18 protein-coding genes and 1 riboswitch are annotated in these 18,265 nt (G+C 72.0%); of the genes, 12 read left to right on the top strand and 6 right to left on the bottom strand.

Going from position 1 to position 18,265, the window contains the following annotated elements:
• The first annotated feature begins 54 nt into the window (after nt 1–54).
• The 5 genes from JL475_RS01210 to JL475_RS01190 all read left to right on the top strand — a co-directional run bounded on the left by JL475_RS01210 (nt 55) and on the right by JL475_RS01190 (nt 6,678).
• The gene (locus tag JL475_RS01210; RefSeq protein WP_202274060.1) at nt 55–549 is read left to right on the top strand and encodes an Lrp/AsnC family transcriptional regulator; all 495 of its coding nucleotides are present in this window, start codon (nt 55–57) and stop codon (nt 547–549) included.
• 159 nt (nt 550–708) lie between these two features.
• Entirely contained in the window at nt 709–1,506 is a 798-nt protein-coding gene (gene ddaH, locus JL475_RS01205) for a dimethylargininase (protein WP_368860222.1), read from the top strand.
• Nucleotides 1,503–2,729, top strand: coding sequence for an ornithine--oxo-acid transaminase (gene rocD / locus JL475_RS01200; protein ID WP_202274058.1), 1,227 nt, complete (start codon nt 1,503–1,505; stop codon nt 2,727–2,729). The genes ddaH and rocD overlap by 4 nt, the downstream gene beginning before the upstream one ends.
• A 175-nt stretch (nt 2,730–2,904) precedes the next feature.
• Nucleotides 2,905–5,427 carry a SpoIIE family protein phosphatase gene (locus JL475_RS01195; protein ID WP_307824929.1) on the top strand — a complete coding sequence of 841 codons (2,523 nt, stop codon included), beginning with the start codon at nt 2,905–2,907 and terminating at the stop codon, nt 5,425–5,427.
• A 24-nt stretch (nt 5,428–5,451) separates the two neighbouring features.
• On the top strand, nt 5,452–6,678 hold the full coding sequence (locus tag JL475_RS01190; protein ID WP_202274057.1) for a PP2C family protein-serine/threonine phosphatase: 1,227 nt from the start codon (nt 5,452–5,454) through the stop codon (nt 6,676–6,678).
• A gap of 24 nt (nt 6,679–6,702) precedes the next feature.
• On the opposite strand, the gene JL475_RS01185 is transcribed toward JL475_RS01190, so the two are convergent.
• The 3 genes from JL475_RS01185 to JL475_RS01175 form a co-directional block, all read right to left on the bottom strand.
• Entirely contained in the window at nt 6,703–7,158 is a 456-nt protein-coding gene (locus JL475_RS01185) for an RpiB/LacA/LacB family sugar-phosphate isomerase (RefSeq protein ID WP_202274056.1), read from the bottom strand.
• Between the two features lie 362 nt (nt 7,159–7,520).
• On the bottom strand, nt 7,521–8,531 hold the full coding sequence (locus JL475_RS01180) for a cytochrome d ubiquinol oxidase subunit II (RefSeq protein WP_202274595.1): 1,011 nt from the start codon (nt 8,529–8,531) through the stop codon (nt 7,521–7,523).
• A gap of 39 nt (nt 8,532–8,570) precedes the next feature.
• Nucleotides 8,571–9,980 (bottom strand): cytochrome ubiquinol oxidase subunit I, encoded by a 1,410-nt coding sequence (locus JL475_RS01175; RefSeq protein ID WP_202274055.1) that lies wholly within the window; start codon nt 9,978–9,980, stop codon nt 8,571–8,573.
• 645 nt (nt 9,981–10,625) lie between these two features.
• Here JL475_RS01175 and JL475_RS01170 point away from each other — a divergent pair.
• Both JL475_RS01170 and JL475_RS01165 read left to right on the top strand, forming a co-directional pair.
• A complete protein-coding gene (locus tag JL475_RS01170; RefSeq protein WP_202274054.1) occupies nt 10,626–11,648 on the top strand; it encodes a zinc-dependent alcohol dehydrogenase family protein in 1,023 nt (340 codons plus the stop codon).
• A gap of 286 nt (nt 11,649–11,934) precedes the next feature.
• The gene (locus JL475_RS01165) at nt 11,935–12,660 is read left to right on the top strand and encodes a 1-acyl-sn-glycerol-3-phosphate acyltransferase (RefSeq protein WP_202274053.1); all 726 of its coding nucleotides are present in this window, start codon (nt 11,935–11,937) and stop codon (nt 12,658–12,660) included.
• Between the two features lie 83 nt (nt 12,661–12,743).
• Here the strand turns inward: JL475_RS01165 and JL475_RS01160 are convergent, their stop codons facing one another.
• Nucleotides 12,744–13,040: a type II toxin-antitoxin system Phd/YefM family antitoxin gene (locus JL475_RS01160; protein WP_202274052.1), complete on the bottom strand. Its 297-nt coding sequence runs from the start codon at nt 13,038–13,040 to the stop codon at nt 12,744–12,746.
• Nucleotides 13,041–13,108: 68 nt separating this feature from the next.
• On the opposite strand from JL475_RS01160, the gene JL475_RS01155 reads away from it, so the two are divergent.
• The 3 genes from JL475_RS01155 to JL475_RS01145 all read left to right on the top strand — a co-directional run bounded on the left by JL475_RS01155 (nt 13,109) and on the right by JL475_RS01145 (nt 15,078).
• Nucleotides 13,109–13,744, top strand: a complete 636-nt coding sequence (locus tag JL475_RS01155) for an ATP-dependent Clp protease proteolytic subunit (protein ID WP_202274051.1) — start codon at nt 13,109–13,111, stop codon at nt 13,742–13,744.
• Nucleotides 13,745–13,751: 7 nt separating this feature from the next.
• Nucleotides 13,752–14,060: a hypothetical protein gene (locus JL475_RS01150; RefSeq protein ID WP_202274050.1), complete on the top strand. Its 309-nt coding sequence runs from the start codon at nt 13,752–13,754 to the stop codon at nt 14,058–14,060.
• A 332-nt stretch (nt 14,061–14,392) separates the two neighbouring features.
• A riboswitch (cyclic di-AMP (ydaO/yuaA leader) is annotated at nt 14,393–14,601 on the top strand.
• 3 nt (nt 14,602–14,604) lie between these two features.
• A complete protein-coding gene (locus tag JL475_RS01145; protein WP_202274049.1) occupies nt 14,605–15,078 on the top strand; it encodes a C40 family peptidase in 474 nt (157 codons plus the stop codon).
• 94 nt (nt 15,079–15,172) lie between these two features.
• Here JL475_RS01145 and JL475_RS01140 read toward each other — a convergent pair whose 3' ends face one another.
• Nucleotides 15,173–15,631, bottom strand: coding sequence for an ATP-binding protein (locus tag JL475_RS01140; protein WP_202274048.1), 459 nt, complete (start codon nt 15,629–15,631; stop codon nt 15,173–15,175).
• Between the two features lie 211 nt (nt 15,632–15,842).
• On the opposite strand from JL475_RS01140, the gene JL475_RS01135 reads away from it, so the two are divergent.
• Both JL475_RS01135 and JL475_RS01130 read left to right on the top strand, forming a co-directional pair.
• Complete coding sequence (locus tag JL475_RS01135; protein WP_202274047.1) at nt 15,843–16,703, top strand: helix-turn-helix transcriptional regulator; 861 nt, start codon at nt 15,843–15,845, stop codon at nt 16,701–16,703.
• Between the two features lie 9 nt (nt 16,704–16,712).
• Entirely contained in the window at nt 16,713–16,937 is a 225-nt protein-coding gene (locus tag JL475_RS01130; RefSeq protein ID WP_202274046.1) for a DUF397 domain-containing protein, read from the top strand.
• An 87-nt stretch (nt 16,938–17,024) separates the two neighbouring features.
• Here JL475_RS01130 and JL475_RS01125 read toward each other — a convergent pair whose 3' ends face one another.
• Nucleotides 17,025–18,152, bottom strand: coding sequence for an 8-amino-7-oxononanoate synthase (locus JL475_RS01125; RefSeq protein ID WP_202274045.1), 1,128 nt, complete (start codon nt 18,150–18,152; stop codon nt 17,025–17,027).
• Between the last annotated feature and the right edge of the window lie 113 nt (nt 18,153–18,265).

Below are 18,265 nucleotides of genomic sequence, written 5' to 3'. Positions count from 1 at the left end.
CCTGCTGTTCGGTTTCCCTCCATGGTGCCCCGGTTCTGCCGTTACGGTGCCGGTATGAACAGCAGGCCCGCACCGTTCGACGAGCTCGACCGGAAGATCGTCACCGCTCTGATGGCGAACGCCCGGTCGTCCTTCGCCGAGATCGGCACGGCCGTCGGGCTGTCGTCCACGGCGGTCAAGCGCCGGGTGGACCGGCTCCGCGAGACGGGGGTGATCACCGGCTTCACGGCGACGGTGCAGCCGTCGGCACTGGGGTGGCGCACGGAGGCGTACGTCGAGGTGTACTGCGAGGGGGCGGCTCCGCCCCGGCGGCTGGCGGAGGTGGTGCGCAACCACCCGGAGATCGCCGCGGCGATGACGGTGACCGGTGGCGCGGACGCCCTGCTGCACCTGCGGGCGCGGGATGTGGACCACTTCGAGGAGGTGCTGGAGCGGATCCGCGCGGAGCCGTTCATCCGGAAGACGATCAGCGTGATGGTGCTGTCCCATCTGATCCCGGAGAGTCCGGAGGCGGGGGCGAGCCAGCCGGCTCCCCAGGGCCCGGAGTAGGACGCAGCGGACGTGCGCCGAGCAGCGGGAACACGCAGTATTCCTGCGTGAACACGCAACTCTCGTTCCTTGTCGCCCGCCCCGGTCGCTTTCTACCGTGGACTCACCCCTGATGACACCGCGTGGAAGCGGAGGCACCCCTCTGTGACCGGTCCCCGTGTGCCGTCCCCACGGCGCTATCTCGTCTGCGACCCCGGGCACTTCGCCGTGCGGTACGCGATCAACCCCTGGATGCGTCCCGACCGTCCCGTCGACGTCACCCTGGCCCAGCGGCAGTGGCGGACGCTGGTCGACGTCTACCGCGCGCACGGTCACACCGTGGAGACCGTGCGGCCCGTGCCGGGTCTGCCCGACATGGTGTTCGCCGCGAACGCGGCGGTCGTCGTCGAGGGCCGCGTCCTCGGCTCCCTGTTCCTGGCGCCCGAGCGGCGCCCCGAGTCCGTGCCCTACGAGAGCTGGTTCAAGGCGGAGGGCTTCGACGTCCACCGTCCCGAGTCGGTGTGCGAGGGTGAGGGCGACCTGGTTCCCGCCGGACGCTGGATCCTCGCCGGCACCGGGTTCCGCACCACCCGCGAGGCGCATCGGGAGGCACAGGAGTTCTTCGGCGTGCCCGTGATCGGCCTGACGCTGGTGGATCCGTACTTCTACCACCTGGACACGGCCCTGTTCACACTGGACGAGGAGAACATCGCGTACTACCCGGAGGCGTTCTCGCCGGGGAGCCGCGAGGTGCTGGCCCGGCTGTACCCGGACGCGGTGACCGCTACCCGCGAGGACGCGATGGCGTTCGGCCTGAACTCCGTCTCCGACGGGCGCCACGTGTTCATCTCCCCCGAGGCGACAGGCCTCGCCGCCCGGCTCACCGACCGCGGCTACGTTCCCGTCCCCGTCGACCTGTCCGAGTTCCACAAGGCAGGCGGCGGGATCAAGTGCTGCACTCAGGAGATCCGCTCATGACCGCTGCCGTCCGTACCCGTTCGTCCGCCGAGCTGATCGATGCGGAGGAACCGGTCCTCGCGCACAACTACCATCCGCTGCCCGTGGTCGTCGCCCGTGCGGAGGGCGCCTGGGTGGAGGACGTGGAGGGCCGCCGCTACCTCGACATGCTGGCCGGCTACTCGGCGCTCAACTTCGGCCACCGGCATCCCGCGCTGATCGAGGCGGCGCACCGCCAGCTGGACCGGCTCACGCTCACCTCGCGCGCCTTCCACAACGACCGGCTCGCCGAGTTCGCGGAGCGGCTGGCGGCGCTGACCGGGCTGGACATGGTGCTGCCCATGAACACCGGCGCGGAGGCGGTCGAGAGCGCGGTGAAGGTGGCCCGCAAGTGGGCCTACGACGTGAAGGGCGTCCCGGCCGACCGGGCGACGATCGTGGTCGCGGCGGACAACTTCCACGGCCGGACGACGACCATCGTCAGTTTCTCCACGGACGAGACCGCACGCGCCGGTTTCGGGCCCTTCACGCCCGGCTTCCGGGTCGTGCCGTACAACGACCTCGCGGCGCTGGAGGCGGCGGTCGACGAGACGACGGCCGCGGTGCTGATCGAGCCGATCCAGGGCGAGGCGGGGGTGAACATCCCCGACGACGGCTATCTGGCGGGCGTGCGGGAGCTGACGCGCCGCGCGGGGTGCCTGTTCGTCGCGGACGAGATCCAGTCGGGGCTCGGTCGTACGGGCCGCACGCTGGCCGTGGAGCACGAGGCGGTCGTCCCGGACATGGTCCTGCTCGGCAAGGCGCTGGGCGGCGGCATCGTCCCGGTGTCGGCGGTGGTGGCCCGGCGTGAGGTGCTCGGGGTGCTGCACCCCGGGGAGCACGGGTCGACCTTCGGCGGCAATCCGCTGGCCGCGGCCGTCGGTACGGCGGTGGTGGAGTTGCTGGAGACGGGCGAGTTCCAGCGCCGGGCGGCGGAACTGGGCGTGGTGCTGCGCGGCGGGCTGGAGGCCCTGGTCGGCAAGGGCGTCGTCGGCTTCCGCTCGCGCGGACTGTGGGCGGGCGTCGACGTGGACCCCGTGCTGGGCACCGGCCGGGAGGTGAGCGAGCGTCTGATGCGGGAGGGAATCCTGGTCAAGGACACCCACGGGTCCACCATCCGGCTGGCCCCGCCGCTCACCATCGGGAGCGAGGAGCTCCGGGAGGCCCTGGAGACGCTGGGGAAGGTGCTGGGCCAGGGCGGCTGACCCGCCCGGGCCCCGGCCGCCGGCCCGTTCCCGCCTGCCTGACCTGCGGGGCCGCTGTCCGGGGGGGGTGGGAACGGGCGTTTCCGGACGGCGCCCGGGAAGCCCCCTGCCCGGTTCCCGGGTGAAGATGGGAACAAGAGGTGGTAGACTACTCTCAGCGACAGAGAGGTCGACCGTGGGCGGACACGAGGACGGACACGAGGAGCCGGGGGTCGCCCGGCAGGGGTTCGACGTCGCCGACGCCGCTCCCCTGCTGCTCGATCCGCAGGGCGTCGTGACGAACTGGACCGGTCCGGCCGAGCGGCTGCTGGGGTATCCGGCGGTCGAGGCGGTGGGCAGGAAGCTGGCCGAGCTGCTCACCGCCGAGGACGCCGCGCGGGTGCCGGACCTGGTCGGGCGCTGCCGGGCGGACGACGGCTGGGCGGGTGCGATGACGGCCCGGCACCGGGACGGACGGCCGGTCCCCGTCATGGTCCGGCTCATGCGGACCATGGAGCCGCGGGGCCGCTCGTCCCTGCTGGTGCTGCTGTCGGAGCTGGCCGGTCCCGTCGGCCGGGACATGAGCCGCTCCGCCGGCTGGGACCTGAGCCGCGCGGTGCTCGAGCAGATGGTCGCCGGATCGTCGATCGGGCTCGCGATCGTGGACACGGACCTGCGGTACGTGTGGTCGAACACCGCCCTGGAGCGGTTCGGCGGCGGCCCGGCCCAGCGGCGGCTGGGCCTGCGGTTCGCCGACGTCCAGCCCGGCCTGGACGCCGAGTCCGTCGAGGCGCAGATGCGCCACGTGCTGGAGACCGGCGAGCCGGTGGTCGGCCACGAGTACGTCGGCCAGGTCCGTTCGGCGCCGCTGCGCGAGACGGCGCACATGCTGTCGTTCACCCGGCTCGACGACGACCGGGGCCGTCCGATGGGCGTCTACTACAGCGTCGTGGACATCACCGAGCGCCACCGGGCCCGCCAGCGGCTCGCCCTGCTCGACCGGGCCGGCGAGCTCATCGGCCGCACACTGGACGTCATGCGCACCGCCCAGGAGCTGGCGGACGTCGCCGTCCCGGAACTCGCGGACTTCGTGGTCGTGGACCTGCTGGAGACGGTGGTGCGGGGCGCCGAACTCCCGCCCGGGCCGCTCGCGGAGACGGACAGGGTGCCGCTGCGCCGCGCGGGCCACCGGTCGCTGTACGAGGACCTGCCGCGGAAGGTCCGGGAGACGGGCGCGGTGACGAACTTTCTGGCCGGTTCACCGCCGGTCCGCTGCCTGACCACGGGCCGGTCCTGGCGCCAGGAGCAGCTCGACCCGCTCGCCACGGAGTGGATCGACGGCACACCGGACGGCCGGAAGGCCACCTTCCTCGAGCTCGGTCTGCAGAGCGCGATGATCGTGCCGATCCGTGCCCGGGGCATCACCCTGGGTGTCACCGGGTTCTTCCGGCGCCGCCCGGACCCCTTCGGCGAGGACGACCTGACCCTGGCCGAGGACCTCGTCTCCCGCGCCGCCGTCTGTGTGGACAACGCCCGGCGCTACGCCAGGGAGCGCGACGCGACGCTCGTACTGCAGCGCAGTCTGCTGCCCCGCCGGCTCCCGGAGCTGGACGCCGTCGAGGTGTCGGCCTGTTACCGCCCGGCCGACGAGCTGACCGGCCTGGGCGGCGACTGGTACGACCTGATCCCGCTGTCGGGTGCCCGTGTCGCCCTCGTCGTCGGAGAGGTCCCCGGCCACGGCATCGCCGCGGCGGCGGCGATGGGCCGGCTGCGTACCGCCGTACGGACCCTGGCCGCACAGGATCTGCCGCCCGAGGAGGTGCTCGCGCATCTCGACGACCTGGTGTCCGGCTCGGCGCGGGAGGAGGGCGCAGAGCCGGACGAGCCTGAGGGGACCTACGGCCAGGCCGTGGGCTCCGGCTGCCTGTACGTCGTCTACGACCCGGTCGACGGCCGGTGCACGATGGCCGCCGCGGGCCATCCCGCGCCCGCCCTGGTGGCCCCCGACGGCACGGTCGGCTTCGTCGCTCTGCTGCCGGGACCCCTGCTCGGCGTGGGCGGCCCGCCGTTCGAGGCGACGGAACTCTCCCTGGCCGAGAACAGCACGCTCGCCCTGTACACCGACGGTCTGCTGACCGACACGAAGACCGGTTCGACCGCGGGCGGCCAGGACCGGTTGCAACGGGTACTGCAGAGGGCCGCACCCTCACTGGAAACACGGTGCCGGGCCGTGGTGGACGCCCTGGTGCCGATCCGTCCGTACGACGACGTGGCACTGCTGATGGCCCGTACCCGGCTCCTGGACTCCGGCCAGGTGGCGGCCTGGGACCTGCCGCCGGATCCGGCCGTGGTGGCCGAGGCCCGCAGGACGGCCACCCGGCAGCTGACCCACTGGGGTCTGGACGAGCTGGTCTTCACCACGGAGCTGATCGTCAGCGAACTGGTCACCAACGCCATCCGGCACGCCGTCGGTCCCGTCCGCCTGCGGCTGATCCGGGAGCGCGCGCTGGTCTGCGAGGTGTTCGACGGCGGCGCCACCACACCGCACCTGCGCCATCCCCGCGCCATGGACGAGGGCGGACGCGGGCTGCTGCTGGTCTCGCAGCTCGCTCAGCGGTGGGGCACCCGTTTCGTTCCCGACGGGAAGGTCATCTGGGCCGAGCAGTCGCTGACCGGACCGGGGGATCTTCCCCTCGAGATGGCCTTCCCCTCGGAATGACGCTCCCGTCAGGAGGCGGTGGCCATGACGCGGACGGCGATCGACTACGCGGCGGTGTACCAGGCCCTGCCCGGCATGGTGGCGCTCCTCACCCCCGATCTGGTGTACGCGGACGTCAACGAGGCGTTCGTCCGCGGGACCGGGAAGTCCCGCGAGGAACTGCTGGGCCGCTACCTGTTCGACGTCTTCCCGGACAATCCGAACGACCCGGACTCCTCGGGCGCGCACAACCTGCACGCCTCCCTGCTGCGGGTCGTGGCCACCGGCGAGCGCGACACCATGGCCCTGCAGCGCTACGACGTCGAGAGCCCGGAGCGGCCCGGCGAGTGGGAGGCGCGCTACTGGAGCCCGGTGAACACACCGGTGCTGGGCGGCGACGGCTCCGTGGTCCTGATCGTGCACCGGGTCGAGGAGGTCACCGAGCTGATGCGGGCCCGCCACCGCGCGGGCGTCGACCAGAGCCGGGTCCTGGAGGCCGAACTGTACACGCGCGCCCGCGAGCTGCAGGAACTCAACAACCGCCTGCGCCAGGCGCACGCCCGGGAGCGGCAGGTGGCGCTGGCACTGCAGAGGTCCATGCTGCCCGCACCGCGGCAGGTGGGTCACCTGGCCGCCGTGCGCTATCGGCCGGCGGTGGGCGCGCTCAACGTCTGCGGGGACTGGTACGACCTGGTCGACCTGGTGCGCGGCCACCGTATCGGCGTGTCCGTGGGCGACGTGGTCGGGCACGGGCTGGAGGCGGCCGGCGTCATGGGCCAGCTGCGCAGCGCGCTCACCGCCGCATCCCGGGTCGCGGCGGGGCCCGCCGAGGCGCTGGACGTCGTGGCGCGCTACGCCCACGTGGTCGACGGCGCCGAGTCGGCGACCGTGGTCACCACCTTCGTCGACTTCGACCGGCACACCATCGACTACAGCAGCGCCGGCCATCCCCCGCCGGTGCTGGTCCACCCGGACGGGCGGGTGGAGTTCCTCGACCGGGCCACCGACCCCCCGCTCGACGCCCGTCCCGAACCGGTGCGCAGGCCCGAGGCGACGACCACGTTCACGCCCGGGGCGACTCTCGTGCTCTACACCGACGGTCTGGTCGAACGCCGCCGGGAGGACATCGACACCGGGCTGCTCCGGCTCGCCGAGTCGCTGCGCCGCCACCGGGCACGGGATCCGGAGTCGCTGGCCGACATCGTGCTGCGGGAGTTGCTGCCGCCCGGCGGCGCCACCGACGACACCGCGCTGGTCGTCGTCCGGCTGTGATCCGCCGCGGGGCGGCGGTACGGCTCAGCCGGTGGGCCGGGCGCCGTCGAGCCGGCCCACCCGGTCCACGTTCTGCCGGTCGTCGGCGTCCTGTCCGGCCACCCCGGCGAACCAGGCGTCGAGGATCTCCTTCAGCAGCGGCTCGGACGTCAGCCGCAGGCCGAGCGCCAGCACGTTCGCGTCGTTCCAGCGGCGCGCGCCGTCCGCCGTGTAGGCGTCCGTGCACAGGGCGGCCCGTACGCCCGGCACCTTGTTGGCCGCGATCGAGGCGCCCGTGCCGGTCCAGCAGCACACCACCGCCTGGTCGGCGGTTCCCTCGGCGACGTCGCGGGCGGCCGCCTCGGAGCAGAACGCCCACCGCGAGTCGCCCCCGGGGCTCAGGGCGCCGTGCACGCGCACCTCGTGGCCGCGCTCGCGCAGTTCGTCGAGCAGGGCCCGGGCGACGGGTTCGTCCATGTCGGAGGAGACGGAGATCCGCATGGGCCGAGCCTACTCGCGCGTGCGACGCCCGGTGGCGTCCGGGCGTCGCACACGTCCCCGCCGGTGCCCCGCCGTCGGGCGCTCGGTGCGAACGCCCGAGCCATGACCGGGATGCCGAACCCGGCCGCGCTCCGCACGAGCGTGTCGTGCGGAGCAGATATACGGCCTCGGTCCCGGCGGAGTCGCATGTCCGACTGTCGCCGATTCGGCCGTGGTTCCGGCGGGACGGTCACGGAGTGCCGTCATCGGGCCGGCCCCTTGCCGGTGGCCGGGATCGGCCCCGTGCGTGGCAACGGTGTCCGAGCGGCAGCCGGGACGGCGATTCCCTTCCCCCGGCCGCACACCGGCGTAGGCGCTTCGGTTCACCGCGACGTGTGCTGGTCGGCGGTTCCCCGCTGGAAGGTGGAGTACAGCAGCCACAGCGACGGGACGAGCACCACCGCTCCCACGCCCAGCACCACGAGGACCGCCGACAGCACGGAGGCGTTCGCCGCGGCCTCGGTCACCGTCGTGCTGCCGACCAACAGGGCCGGGTACTGGGCCGCGCCCCACGCCCACAGGATGGCGGCGACCGCCAGGGCCGCGGCTGCGCGGGCGGCCACGAAGCGCTGCCGGGCCAGCAGACCGAGGCCGGTCAGACCGGCTACCGCGCTGATGATCACCAGTGGCAGCGCGCGGTGGGTCAGTCCGTGGAACAACTCGGGGGCGTCCGCGTTCAGCACCGCGATGCCCGCAAGGGCCACGACGCCCGCTACCAGGCCGCTGACCACCGCGTCGCGGGTGAAGGCCGCGGCGAGCTCCGGCCGTCCCTCCCGATGCGCGTCGGCGCACAGGTACACCGCCGCCAGGTGCGCACAGGTCACCACGGCCAGCAGCCCGCCCAGCAGCGACGTCGGATTGAGCCAGCTGGTGACCACGTCGCCTTCGGCGAGCCCCGGCGGAACGCGGCCGGAGGCGACACCGCCCGCCACCGTGCCGAGGAAGAACGGCGTCAGCAGCGACGACAACGCGAAGCACGCGCCGAACAGCCGCTGCTGCCACAGTTCGGTGCTCGCCTTGCGGAAGGCGAAGGCGGCGCCCCGGGCGATGATGCCCAACGCGGCGAGGGTGAGCGGGATGTACAGGGTGGACATCACCGCGGCGAACACCGGCGAGAAGGCCGACCACAGCATCACGACCACGAAGATCAGCCACACGTGGTTGGCCTCCCAGACCGGCCCGATACTGTGCTCGATGAGCCCGCGCCGGGCCCGGCCGCGCTCGGCGCCGCCGGCCAGCAGGTCCCAGACCCCGGCGCCGAAGTCGGCCCCGCCGAACAGGGCATAGCAGGTCAGGCCCACCCACATCACGGCGAGCGCCGTGTCCGCGAGCACGGTCACCTCCAAGGGGTCGTCCAACGGGCTGCGGGAGGATCACACGACGGGATACCCGGTGACGTCCTCCTCCTGCGGTGCCTGCGGCACCGGGGTGCCCCGGGCGAGGCGACGCAGGACGTAGACGGTCGCGACGGTCATGGCCGCGTACACCACAAGCACCAGCCACAGTCCGGTCATCAGGCCGGGAGCAGGGTTGACGGCATCGCGCACGCTCATCAGGCCCCACACGATCCAAGGCTGACGGCCCAGCTCCGTGACGGTCCAGCCGCATTCGAGGGCCACCACTGCGGCCGGGCCGCCGACCGCGGCCAGCGCCAGGAAGAGGCGGGGGGTGGACAGCTCGCCGCCGGTGCGGCGACGGCGCCACCACGCCCACAGCAACCACACGCCGAGGGCGAGCAGGAAGAATCCGACGGCGACCATCAGGTCGAACGCCCAGTGCACGCCGGTGACCGGCGGATGCTGGGCGGGCGGCACACGATCGAGGCCCTTGACGACGGTGTCGGGACGGTAGCCGATCAGCAGCGACAGCCCGTTGGGGATCTCCAGGCCGTACTTCAGCCCGTTGTCACCCGCGACGCCGCCGATCGTCAGCGGTACGTGCGAACCGGTGCGGTAGACGCCTTCGACGGCCGCGAGCTTGGTCGGCTGGTAGTCGGCCAGGAAGCGTGCCGCCCAGTCGCCCACGACGATCTGGAACGGTGTCACGATCGCGCCCAGCGTGAACGGGATGAAGAACCCCGCCCGGTGGTAGGTGTCGCGGCGCCCGCGCAGCATGGCCACGGCGTACACGGCGGCGGTCAGGAACGAGGCGACCATGAAGGCGGCCAGAATCATGTGCACGGTCTGCGGCGGGGCGGCCGGGTTGAGCATCGCCGCCCACGGATCGACGTCGACCACCTTGTCCTCGCGCAGGGTGAAGCCGCGCGGCTGGTTCATCCAGGCGTTCGCGCACACGACGAAGAACGCCGACGCGGTGCCCGCGATCACGATGGGGAGGCCGACCAGCAGATGGCGGCGGGGCGGCAGCCGGTCCCACGCGTACAGGTAGATGCCCAGGAAGATCGCCTCCACGAAGAAGGCGATGCCCTCCAGCGCGAAGGGCAGCCCGATCACCTGACCGAACCTTCCCATCAGGCCGGGCCACAGCAGCCCCATCTCGAAGCTGAGGATCGTGCCGGACACGGCACCCACGGCGAACAGCACCCCCATGGCACGCGCCCACCGGCGGGCCAGCAAACGGTGCGCCGGGCTGCCGGTGCGGATGCCGTACCACTCGGCGAGCAGCGTCAGCGCCGGGAGCCCGACGCCCAGACAGGCCACGATGATGTGCCAGGCGAGGGAGAAACCCATCTGCGCCCGCGCCGCCGCCAGATCGCCCTCCGACACCCGATCGGCCACGTATCCGATGAGCACCCACGGGCCGGTGAGCAGAGTGTGCGTCATGAGACCCGTCAGTACCCGGATCGGACGGTTGAAACCGGTATCCGGCGAAACAGCGGACCGAAGGTACGAAAGGCAGGTCGGGGCGTGGTGATGCCCCTCGACGAGAAGATCGAGCAGGCCGCCACCGGTCGACCGCTTCGGGAGGGTGCGGACTGATCGTCCCGGCGGCGATCCGCCCCGTGGCACGCTCGGCCGACACATGCTCGACCTCGGCGAAGGAAGCCTCCCGCGACCGGGAGCTTCTCGGTTCCGTCGTGGTCGGCGTATGTGGCCGAGAGACGTGGTCACGTTGACGGGGGTGTGAGCGGCCCGGGGCGTGCCGGGGCGTGTTGCGGCCTGGCCGGTGTGCCGGGTCAGGCCGGGCCGGTGCTGCCGGTGGCCTGTTCCCGGATGGTGGAGCAGAGCCTGTCCGCCCGCGCGGAAAACCGGGTACCCGGGTGGTGCGGATCTCCTCCTGCCCGTGCCCGCGGCGGGGGCAGGAGGAGATCGCGGCCCTGGGTACAGGCCGCCCGGGCGGGTGAAACGGGGGACCGCGGGGCCGCCCGGGCGGCGCCCGGCACTCTCTGCCGCAGTACTCGGCCTTTCGTGGGCGGGAGCCCCTGGGGCCGCCCCTCGACCGATCACAGCAGGTAAGGAGCAGCAGCCATGCGCGGTGTCGTGATGCGCGCCCCCGGGGATGTCCGGGTGGAGCAGCGCGAGGACCCGGGGATCGTCTCACCGACGGACGCGGTGATCCGCCTGTCGGCGACCTGCGTGTGCGGGTCGGACCTGTGGCCCTACCGCGGGATCGAGCCCGTCCGGGGCCCGGCCCCGATGGGCCACGAGTACGTGGGCGTCGTGGAGGAGGTCGGCGGCGAGGTGACGGACATCAGGCCCGGCCAGTTCGTGGTCGGCTCGTTCTTCGCCTCCGACAACACCTGCGAGATCTGCCGGGCCGGCTACCAGTCCTCCTGCGTCCGCCGCGAGCCCATGGGCGCGCTCGGCGCCCAGGCGGAGCGGCTGCGCGTCCCGCTCGCCGACGGCACCCTGGTCGCCACACCCGACATTCCCGACGACGACCTGGTCCCCGGCCTCCTGGCCGCCTCCGACGTGCTCGGCACCGGCTGGTTCGGCGCGGTGGCCGCCCAGGCCGGTCCCGGCAAGACGGTCGCGGTCGTCGGCGACGGCGCGGTCGGCCTGCTCGCGGTACTGGCCGCCCGGCAGCTCGGCGCGGAGCGGATCATCGCCATGAGCCGCCACGCTCCGCGCCAGGAGCTCGCCCTGGAGTACGGCGCCACCGACATCGTCACCGAACGCGGCGACGACGGCGTGGCGAGGATCAAGGAGCTGACCGGCGGGCTGGGCGCGCACTCGGTCATCGAGGCGGTCGGCACCCAGCAGTCGATGGGGCAGGCCATCGGCTCCACCCGCCCCGGCGGGCACGTCGGCTACGTGGGCGTCTCCCACGACGTGACACTGGACGGTCAGGAGCTGTTCTTCTCCCACGTGCACCTGCACGGCGGCCCGGCCCCGGTGCGGCAGTACCTGCCCGAGCTGATCGGCCTGGTCTGGAACCGCCGGATCGATCCCGGCAAGGTATTCGACCTCGCCCTCCCCCTCGATCGGGCCGCCGAGGCCTACCGTGCCATGGACGAACGCCGCGCCATCAAGACCCTGCTGCACGTGTGACCCCGCTGCCGAGCCGCCCCCCTCGGCGGAGCCGGGGCGAGCGGTCGCACAGGGCCGCCGGCGCCGAGCCCCGGGAGAGACCGCGCACCTCCCCCGTGCGCAGGTGCTTCGGACGTCGGCACCTCATGGCTGACGAGATGTCAGTAAAGTCGGCGAAGGGTCAGCACAAGCCCGGCCGAACGCGGTTGCAGATGACTGCGGATGCGCGTCGGCCGACACCCGGGATCATAGACTTGACCTGCGAGAACCCGATCTGAAGCGGACCTGGTGAAGCGAGGGATGAGCCGTGTTCTACTACTTTCTCAAATACGTGCTGCTGGGCCCGCTGCTGCGACTGGTCTTCCGGCCTCGAATAGAGGGCCTGGAGCATGTGCCGTCGTCCGGTGCCGCCATCGTCGCAGGCAACCATCTGTCGTTCTCGGACCACTTCCTGATGCCCGCGATACTCAAACGGCGCATCACCTTCCTCGCCAAGGCCGAGTACTTCACCGGCCCCGGCCTCAAGGGCCGGCTGACGGCGTTCTTCTTCCGCAGCGCGGGGCAGATCCCGGTCGACCGCTCCGGCAAGGACGCCGGCCAGGCCGCGATCCGGGAGGGCCTCGGAGTGCTGGGCAAGGGGGAACTGCTCGGCATCTACCCGGAGGGCACCCGGTCGCACGACGGGCGTCTCTACAAGGGCAAGGTCGGGGTCGCGGTGATGGCCCTCAAGGCCGGCATCCCGGTGATTCCCTGCGCGATGATCGGCACCTTCGAGGCGCAGCCGCCCGGGAAGGTCGTCCCCCGCGTCCACCCGGTGGTGATCCGCTTCGGCAAGCCCCTCGACTTCTCGCGCTACGCCGGCATGGAGGACGAGAAGGCGATACTGCGCGCCGTCACCGACGAGATCATGTACACCATCCTGAGCCTCTCCGAGCAGGAGTACGTCGACCAGTACGCGGCCGTCGCCAAGGCGGAGGACGCCGAACGCAGGGCGGCGGAGAAGCGCCGGCTCCCGCGGCTGCCGCTGGGCTGAGCGGCCCCACCCGTACGGAACCGTGCACCCCCGCCGCAGCGGCGGGGGTGCACGGTTCCGTTTTCCGGGGCCTTCCCTGTGACCTATGAAGGGGCCGTTCCGCGGTGTTCCGCGGCGATGCCGAAACGCTGCTGTTCGCGTGAAGCGGACGCAGCCTCGTGGACGCCGGAAACCGTGCTGACCACCTGATCCCCGGTGGGCTCCCGTCGCGCGTCGAGTTCCTGGAGCTGCTCGAGTCGTCGCAGGTCATCGGCGGACACGAGGGCGACGAGAGGCTTTCCGTGCCGGGTCACGACGACGCGCTCACCGCCGTACACCACACGGTTGATCAGGTCGGCGAGTTCAGCCCTGGCTTGCGTCACCGGAATCTCGTAGGCCATGCCCCCATCATAACGTCACGTACGTCCTGTACATTTTTTACAGACAGCTGCCACGAGGAGGGGCTCCCATGACCCGACCGTTCGCCCGCCATGTCCTGCCCGAGTTCACCGAACACACGGCGTCCGGGCGCCGGAGCACGGATCCGTACTCGAAGCTGATGGAGGAGCGGATCGTCTTCCTCGGGACACCGATCGACGAGACCTCCGCGAACGACGTGATCGCCCAGTTCGTGCACCTGGAGCACCGGGCCCCCGGCCGGGACATCTCCCTCTACGTCAACTCGCCCGGCGGCTCCTTCCACGCCATGTCGGCGATCCACGACACCCTGCGCCACCTCGCCTGCGAGGTGGAGACGGTCTGCCTGGGCCAGGCGGCCGGGACAGCCGCGCTGCTGCTGGCCGCCGGGACGCCGGGCAAGCGGTACGTACTGCCCGGGGCCCGACTGGTGCTCCGCCAGCCCGTGCTGACGGAGCCGGTGGAGGGCAGGGCGAGCGACCTGGCCGTGCAGGCCGAGGAGCTGACACGCGTTCGGGCCCGGATCGAGGAGATGCTGGTCCGGCACACCCGCCGCACCCCGGAGCAGGCACGGTCGGACATCGAGCGGGACACGGTCCTCGACGCCCGGGCAGCGGTGGACTACGGCCTCGCGGACCGGATCGTGACCCGCCGCGAGGGCCTCCAGGCCACTCCCGGCACGAGGTGAGCCGCCGATGTTGCCACCCGAACTACCGCCGCTGCCCGCGCTGACCAGCGCCGAGGCCGAGTTGATCGACCGTTACCTCGAGGCCGTCGACCTGCTCGGCCGGATCAACCCGGCCCGCGACGGTGACACCTACCGGGGACTGCGTGCCGCGCAGGCACTGGTCGGCAAGGCCGTCGCCCTGCGCGACGCACTGGCCCTGATGCACCGGCGCGGCGAGACCGAACTGCACACCGCCACCCTGGCCCGCGCGTTGCGGGTGCTGGACGGCGAGCGACGCACGGCCCGCGTCATCCTGCCTCCGGGCTCCGGCAGTTGACGCCCCTACCGGTCCGGACGGGGCGTGCGCCGGCGTCACGTCCGCACCTGAGTCGAAACGGACCAAAAGACGTACCCCCATGCGGCGTAGATGCGCGACTTCTTTTCGGGCCGCCGAGGTTGCGCACCACGCGCACCCCATTTCGGAATCAAGTACTCCGATGCTGGTCCGGGGCTCCTCGGCACCCTGGACGGTGCCCCGAACGCAGCGCTGTCCACCCGAACGGATGAGTGGTGAGTAACAACACAAACCCCCGGTTCCAGTGGGATTTCGGGCCGACCATTGCCAAGATCGCTCACTGACGACAAGCCCCCGCCGCCGCGGCGGGGCGATCCGGGCGGACGCCGAGTCCTGCCGCCGCCCGGATGACCGGTCGACAGGAGTGGATCGGCAGGAGTGGAGGACCCGAGCACGACGGGTCGCCGGAGCGGAGGTTCTCGTTCCGAGCAGCCCTTGGGGTGAAGCCGCACATGTGCGGCCGGGCAACTTCGCCAGCCCGAATCCGACAGGTCATCCTTCACAGGCGGCTGACGAAGGGTTGCGCATGTCCGCGCTCAATCGTGTCCCGTCTCTCATGGCTCGGGCCGGCACGGCCTCGGCTCTCACCCTCGCCGCCGTGGGCGGCTCGCTCGTGGTTCCCGGTGCCGCCTCGGAGGCGGCGGCAGCGAGTACGGCCACCAAGGCCCTCCAGGTCGCGGCGTCCAAGGAGGGTTCGCCCTACCGGTGGGGCGCCACCGGACCGTCCCGCTTCGACTGCTCCGGCCTGACCCTCTACTCCTTCAAGAAGGCGGGCAAGAAACTGCCGCGCACCGCCGCCCAGCAGTACAACAAGACACGCCAGGTCTCGGCCTCCCAACGCAAGGCGGGCGACCTGGTGTTCTTCCACTCGGGCCAGAACATCTACCACGTCGGCATCTACGCGGGCCAGAACAAGATCTGGCACGCCCCGAAGACCGGGGACGTGGTGCGCCTGCAGAAGATCTGGACCCGCAGCGTCTGGTACGGCCGGGTCGGCTGAGCCGCGGGGCGGCGGCACACCCCCCTGTCGCCGCCTCCGCCGCTTTGTCGGGGAGTCACCGACGCGGCTGAGCCGTGCCGTTCCGTCGTGGCCCCTACGGCTCCTGCCGTCCCGCCGCCGTGACCGGCTCGGCCGGGACGGCCCACGGGAGCACGACGAAGACGGTCTTGCCGCCGTCCCTGGTGGGGCGGACCCTCATCCTGCCGCCGCGCTCCGCGGTCAGCCAGCGGATGATGACCAACCCCCGGCCGTTGTCCTGCTGGACCGCGGCGGGGAGCCGCTTGGGGAACCTCGGATGACTGTCGGTGACTCCGATGCGCAACCGCTCGTCGTGGTCGAGGGCGATGTCCACCGTGAACGTGGGCGACTGCCCGAGGGTGTGCTGCACGGCGTTGGTGGCCAGTTCGGACACGATCAGCCGCACGGTGTCGGACACTTCCGTGTCCGCCGGCATGCCCCACTCCGCCAGCGTGTCCATCACATGGACGCGCGCGGCGGAAACCGAGGCCGGATCGCTCGGCAGAGTGATGGATGCTTCCAGATGGTCTGCCATGGCGACGTCGTCCCTTTCCCACGGGTCCACGGTCCGGCACGGAGCGGCTGATTCGAGTACGGTCCCGCACTGGTGCTTCGTCGCCAGACTGCCATCACCGCAGGGTGTGGGCGACGATACGGCCAAGATATGCATATATCTGTCGCTCAAATCGGTGAACTCTGCGACGAGAGACCGTATGCGGGTGGCTCATGGGGAGTAAGGGGGAACGATGCAGCACGGTCCCGCGGTACGCCGCCGGAAACTGGGTGCCGAACTGCGCTCGCTGCGCACGTCGGCGGGGTTCACGAGCGGTGAGGCGGCCCGCCTGGTGGGCTGGCACCAGTCGAAGGTGAGCCGGATCGAGACGGGCACGAGCGGGGTGAAACCGGCCGATGTGCGGTTACTGCTCGACGCCTACGGCTTGGCGGACCGTCAGCTGCGGGAGTTGCTGCTGGTGTTGGCGGGGTCCGACGACAGCGGCGGACGGCATCACTGGTGGCACGCGTACCGGGGGGTACTGCCACCCACCTACCGGGACTTCATCAGCCTGGAGTCCCAGGCCGGCGCGATGCGCACCCTGGAGACCACAGTGGTTCCCGGGCTGTTGCAGACACCCGAGTACGCGCGGGCGGTGACCGAGGCCGCGCTGGAGGGCGCTTCGAAGGAGCGGCTGGACACGCTGGTGGAAGTGCGGCTGGCCCGGCAGGACGTGCTGCGGACGGAGCCGCCCCTGGAGCTGGCCGCCGTCCTGGACGAGGCGGTGCTGCGCCGGGAGGTCGGCGGTCCCGGCGTAATGACCCGGCAGCTGAACCGGCTCGTGGAGGCGGCACGCCTTCCCCATGTGCGGCTCCAGATCCTGCCGTTCACGGCAGGGGCGCACATCGGCGTCACCGGTCCTTTCGTCATCTTCTCATTTTCGCGCACCGCCGATCTGGATGTCGTGGTTCTCGACCACTTGACGAGTAGCCTCTATCTCGAGCGGAAAGAAGACCTCCGGGTGTACTCGGAGGCTTTCAACGCCCTTTCGATCCACGCCCTTTCGCCCGAGGACTCGTTGGATTTCATCGCCGGGACAGCTGCCGGCGCGTAAGGAGGCACGATGCCCGTACCGCCTCGGACCCTTCCCTCCAGCACCGACCTGCACGGTGTGCGGTGGCTGCGCAGCAGCCACAGCACGGGAGCGAACAACTGCGTCGAGACGGCCAGGCCCGCCACCGGCCCGGGTGCCGGGCTGCTCGCCGTACGCGATTCCAAGGACCCGTCCGGACCCGCGCTGCTCATCTCCCCCGGGAGCTGGACGAAGTTCGTGGCCTCGGTCCGCTGACCGGCAGCACCACCGACCCGACCACCCGACCGGCACCACCGACCGAACCGTCCGTCGTCGAGCGACCCACGGCCGTGCCCCGCCGACTCATGGCCGCGTCTCGCCGACCACCTGTACAGCGCGTTCGATCTCGGCCCCGGACAGGTCCGCGCGGGCGGTCAGTCTGAGCCGTGAGATGCCGTCGGGCACGGAAGGAGGACGGAAGCAGCCCACGGACAGGCCGGCCGCCCGGCAGTCGGCCGCCCATCGCACGGCCTGCTCCGGGGACGGGGCGCGCACGGAGACGACCGCGGCGTCGGGACGCACCGCTCGAAGACCCGCGGCCGTCAGCCGTCCGTGCAGTTCGCGCGCCACCTCGCCCGCCCGTGCGGCACGCCCGGGTTCCCGGCGCAGCAGCCGGAGCGCCGACAGCGCGGCGCCGGCGGCCGCGGGGGCGAGGCCCGTGTCGAAGATGAACGTCCGGGCCGCGTTGACGAGGTGTTCGACGACCCGTGCCGGGCCGAGCACCGCCCCGCCCTGGCTGCCGAGCGACTTGGACAGCGTGACCGTCGCGACGACGTCGTCGGCGCCGGCGAGTCCGGCCGCGTGCGGGGCGCCGCGTCCGCCGTCGCCCAGCACCCCGAGGCCGTGGGCGTCGTCGAGCACCAGTCCCGCGCCGTGCTCCCGGCACGCCTCGGCCAGCGCGGTGAGCGGGGCGGCGTCCCCGTCGACCGAGAAGACCGTGTCGGACACCACGACGGCCGGTCCGGCGTGCCCGTCCAGCGCCTTGCGCACGGCGTCCGGGTCGGCGTGCGCCGCGACCCGCGTCCCGCCGCGGGCCAGCCGGCAGCCGTCGATCAGCGAGGCGTGGTTGCCCGCGTCGGACACGATCAGCGAGCCGTGCGGGGCCAGCGCGGTGACGGCGGCGAGGTTGGCCGCGTAGCCGGAGGAGAAGACGAGGGCCGCCTCGAAGCCACAGAAGTCCGCCAGTTCGCGTTCCAGCGCGGTGTGCAGTTCGGTGGTGCCGGTGACGAGCCGGGACCCGGTCGCCCCGCCGCCCCAGGTCCGCGCGGCCCGTGCCGCGCCCTCAGTGACCTCCGGATGGCGGGCCAGGCCCAGGTAGTCGTTGCTCGCCAGATCGAGGAGCGGCGCGTCGGCGGCCCGCGGGCGCAGGGTCCGTACGAGTCCGGCCCGGCGCCGCAGCTCCGCCTGCTCATCGATCCAGCCGAACGCCATGGGTCCTCCGGGGCTTTTGTAGGCAATGCACAGACCTTAGCCGGGCGATCGGCGGACCCTTGTGTGGCCATGCCCACACCTGTGAAGCGCCTCTGTTGTGCGAACCCTCCTTG

Source organism: Streptomyces sp. M2CJ-2 (assembly GCF_016757295.1).
Taxonomy (GTDB): Bacteria; Actinomycetota; Actinomycetes; order Streptomycetales; family Streptomycetaceae; genus Streptomyces.
This window is presented reverse-complemented; position numbering and strand designations above follow the sequence as displayed.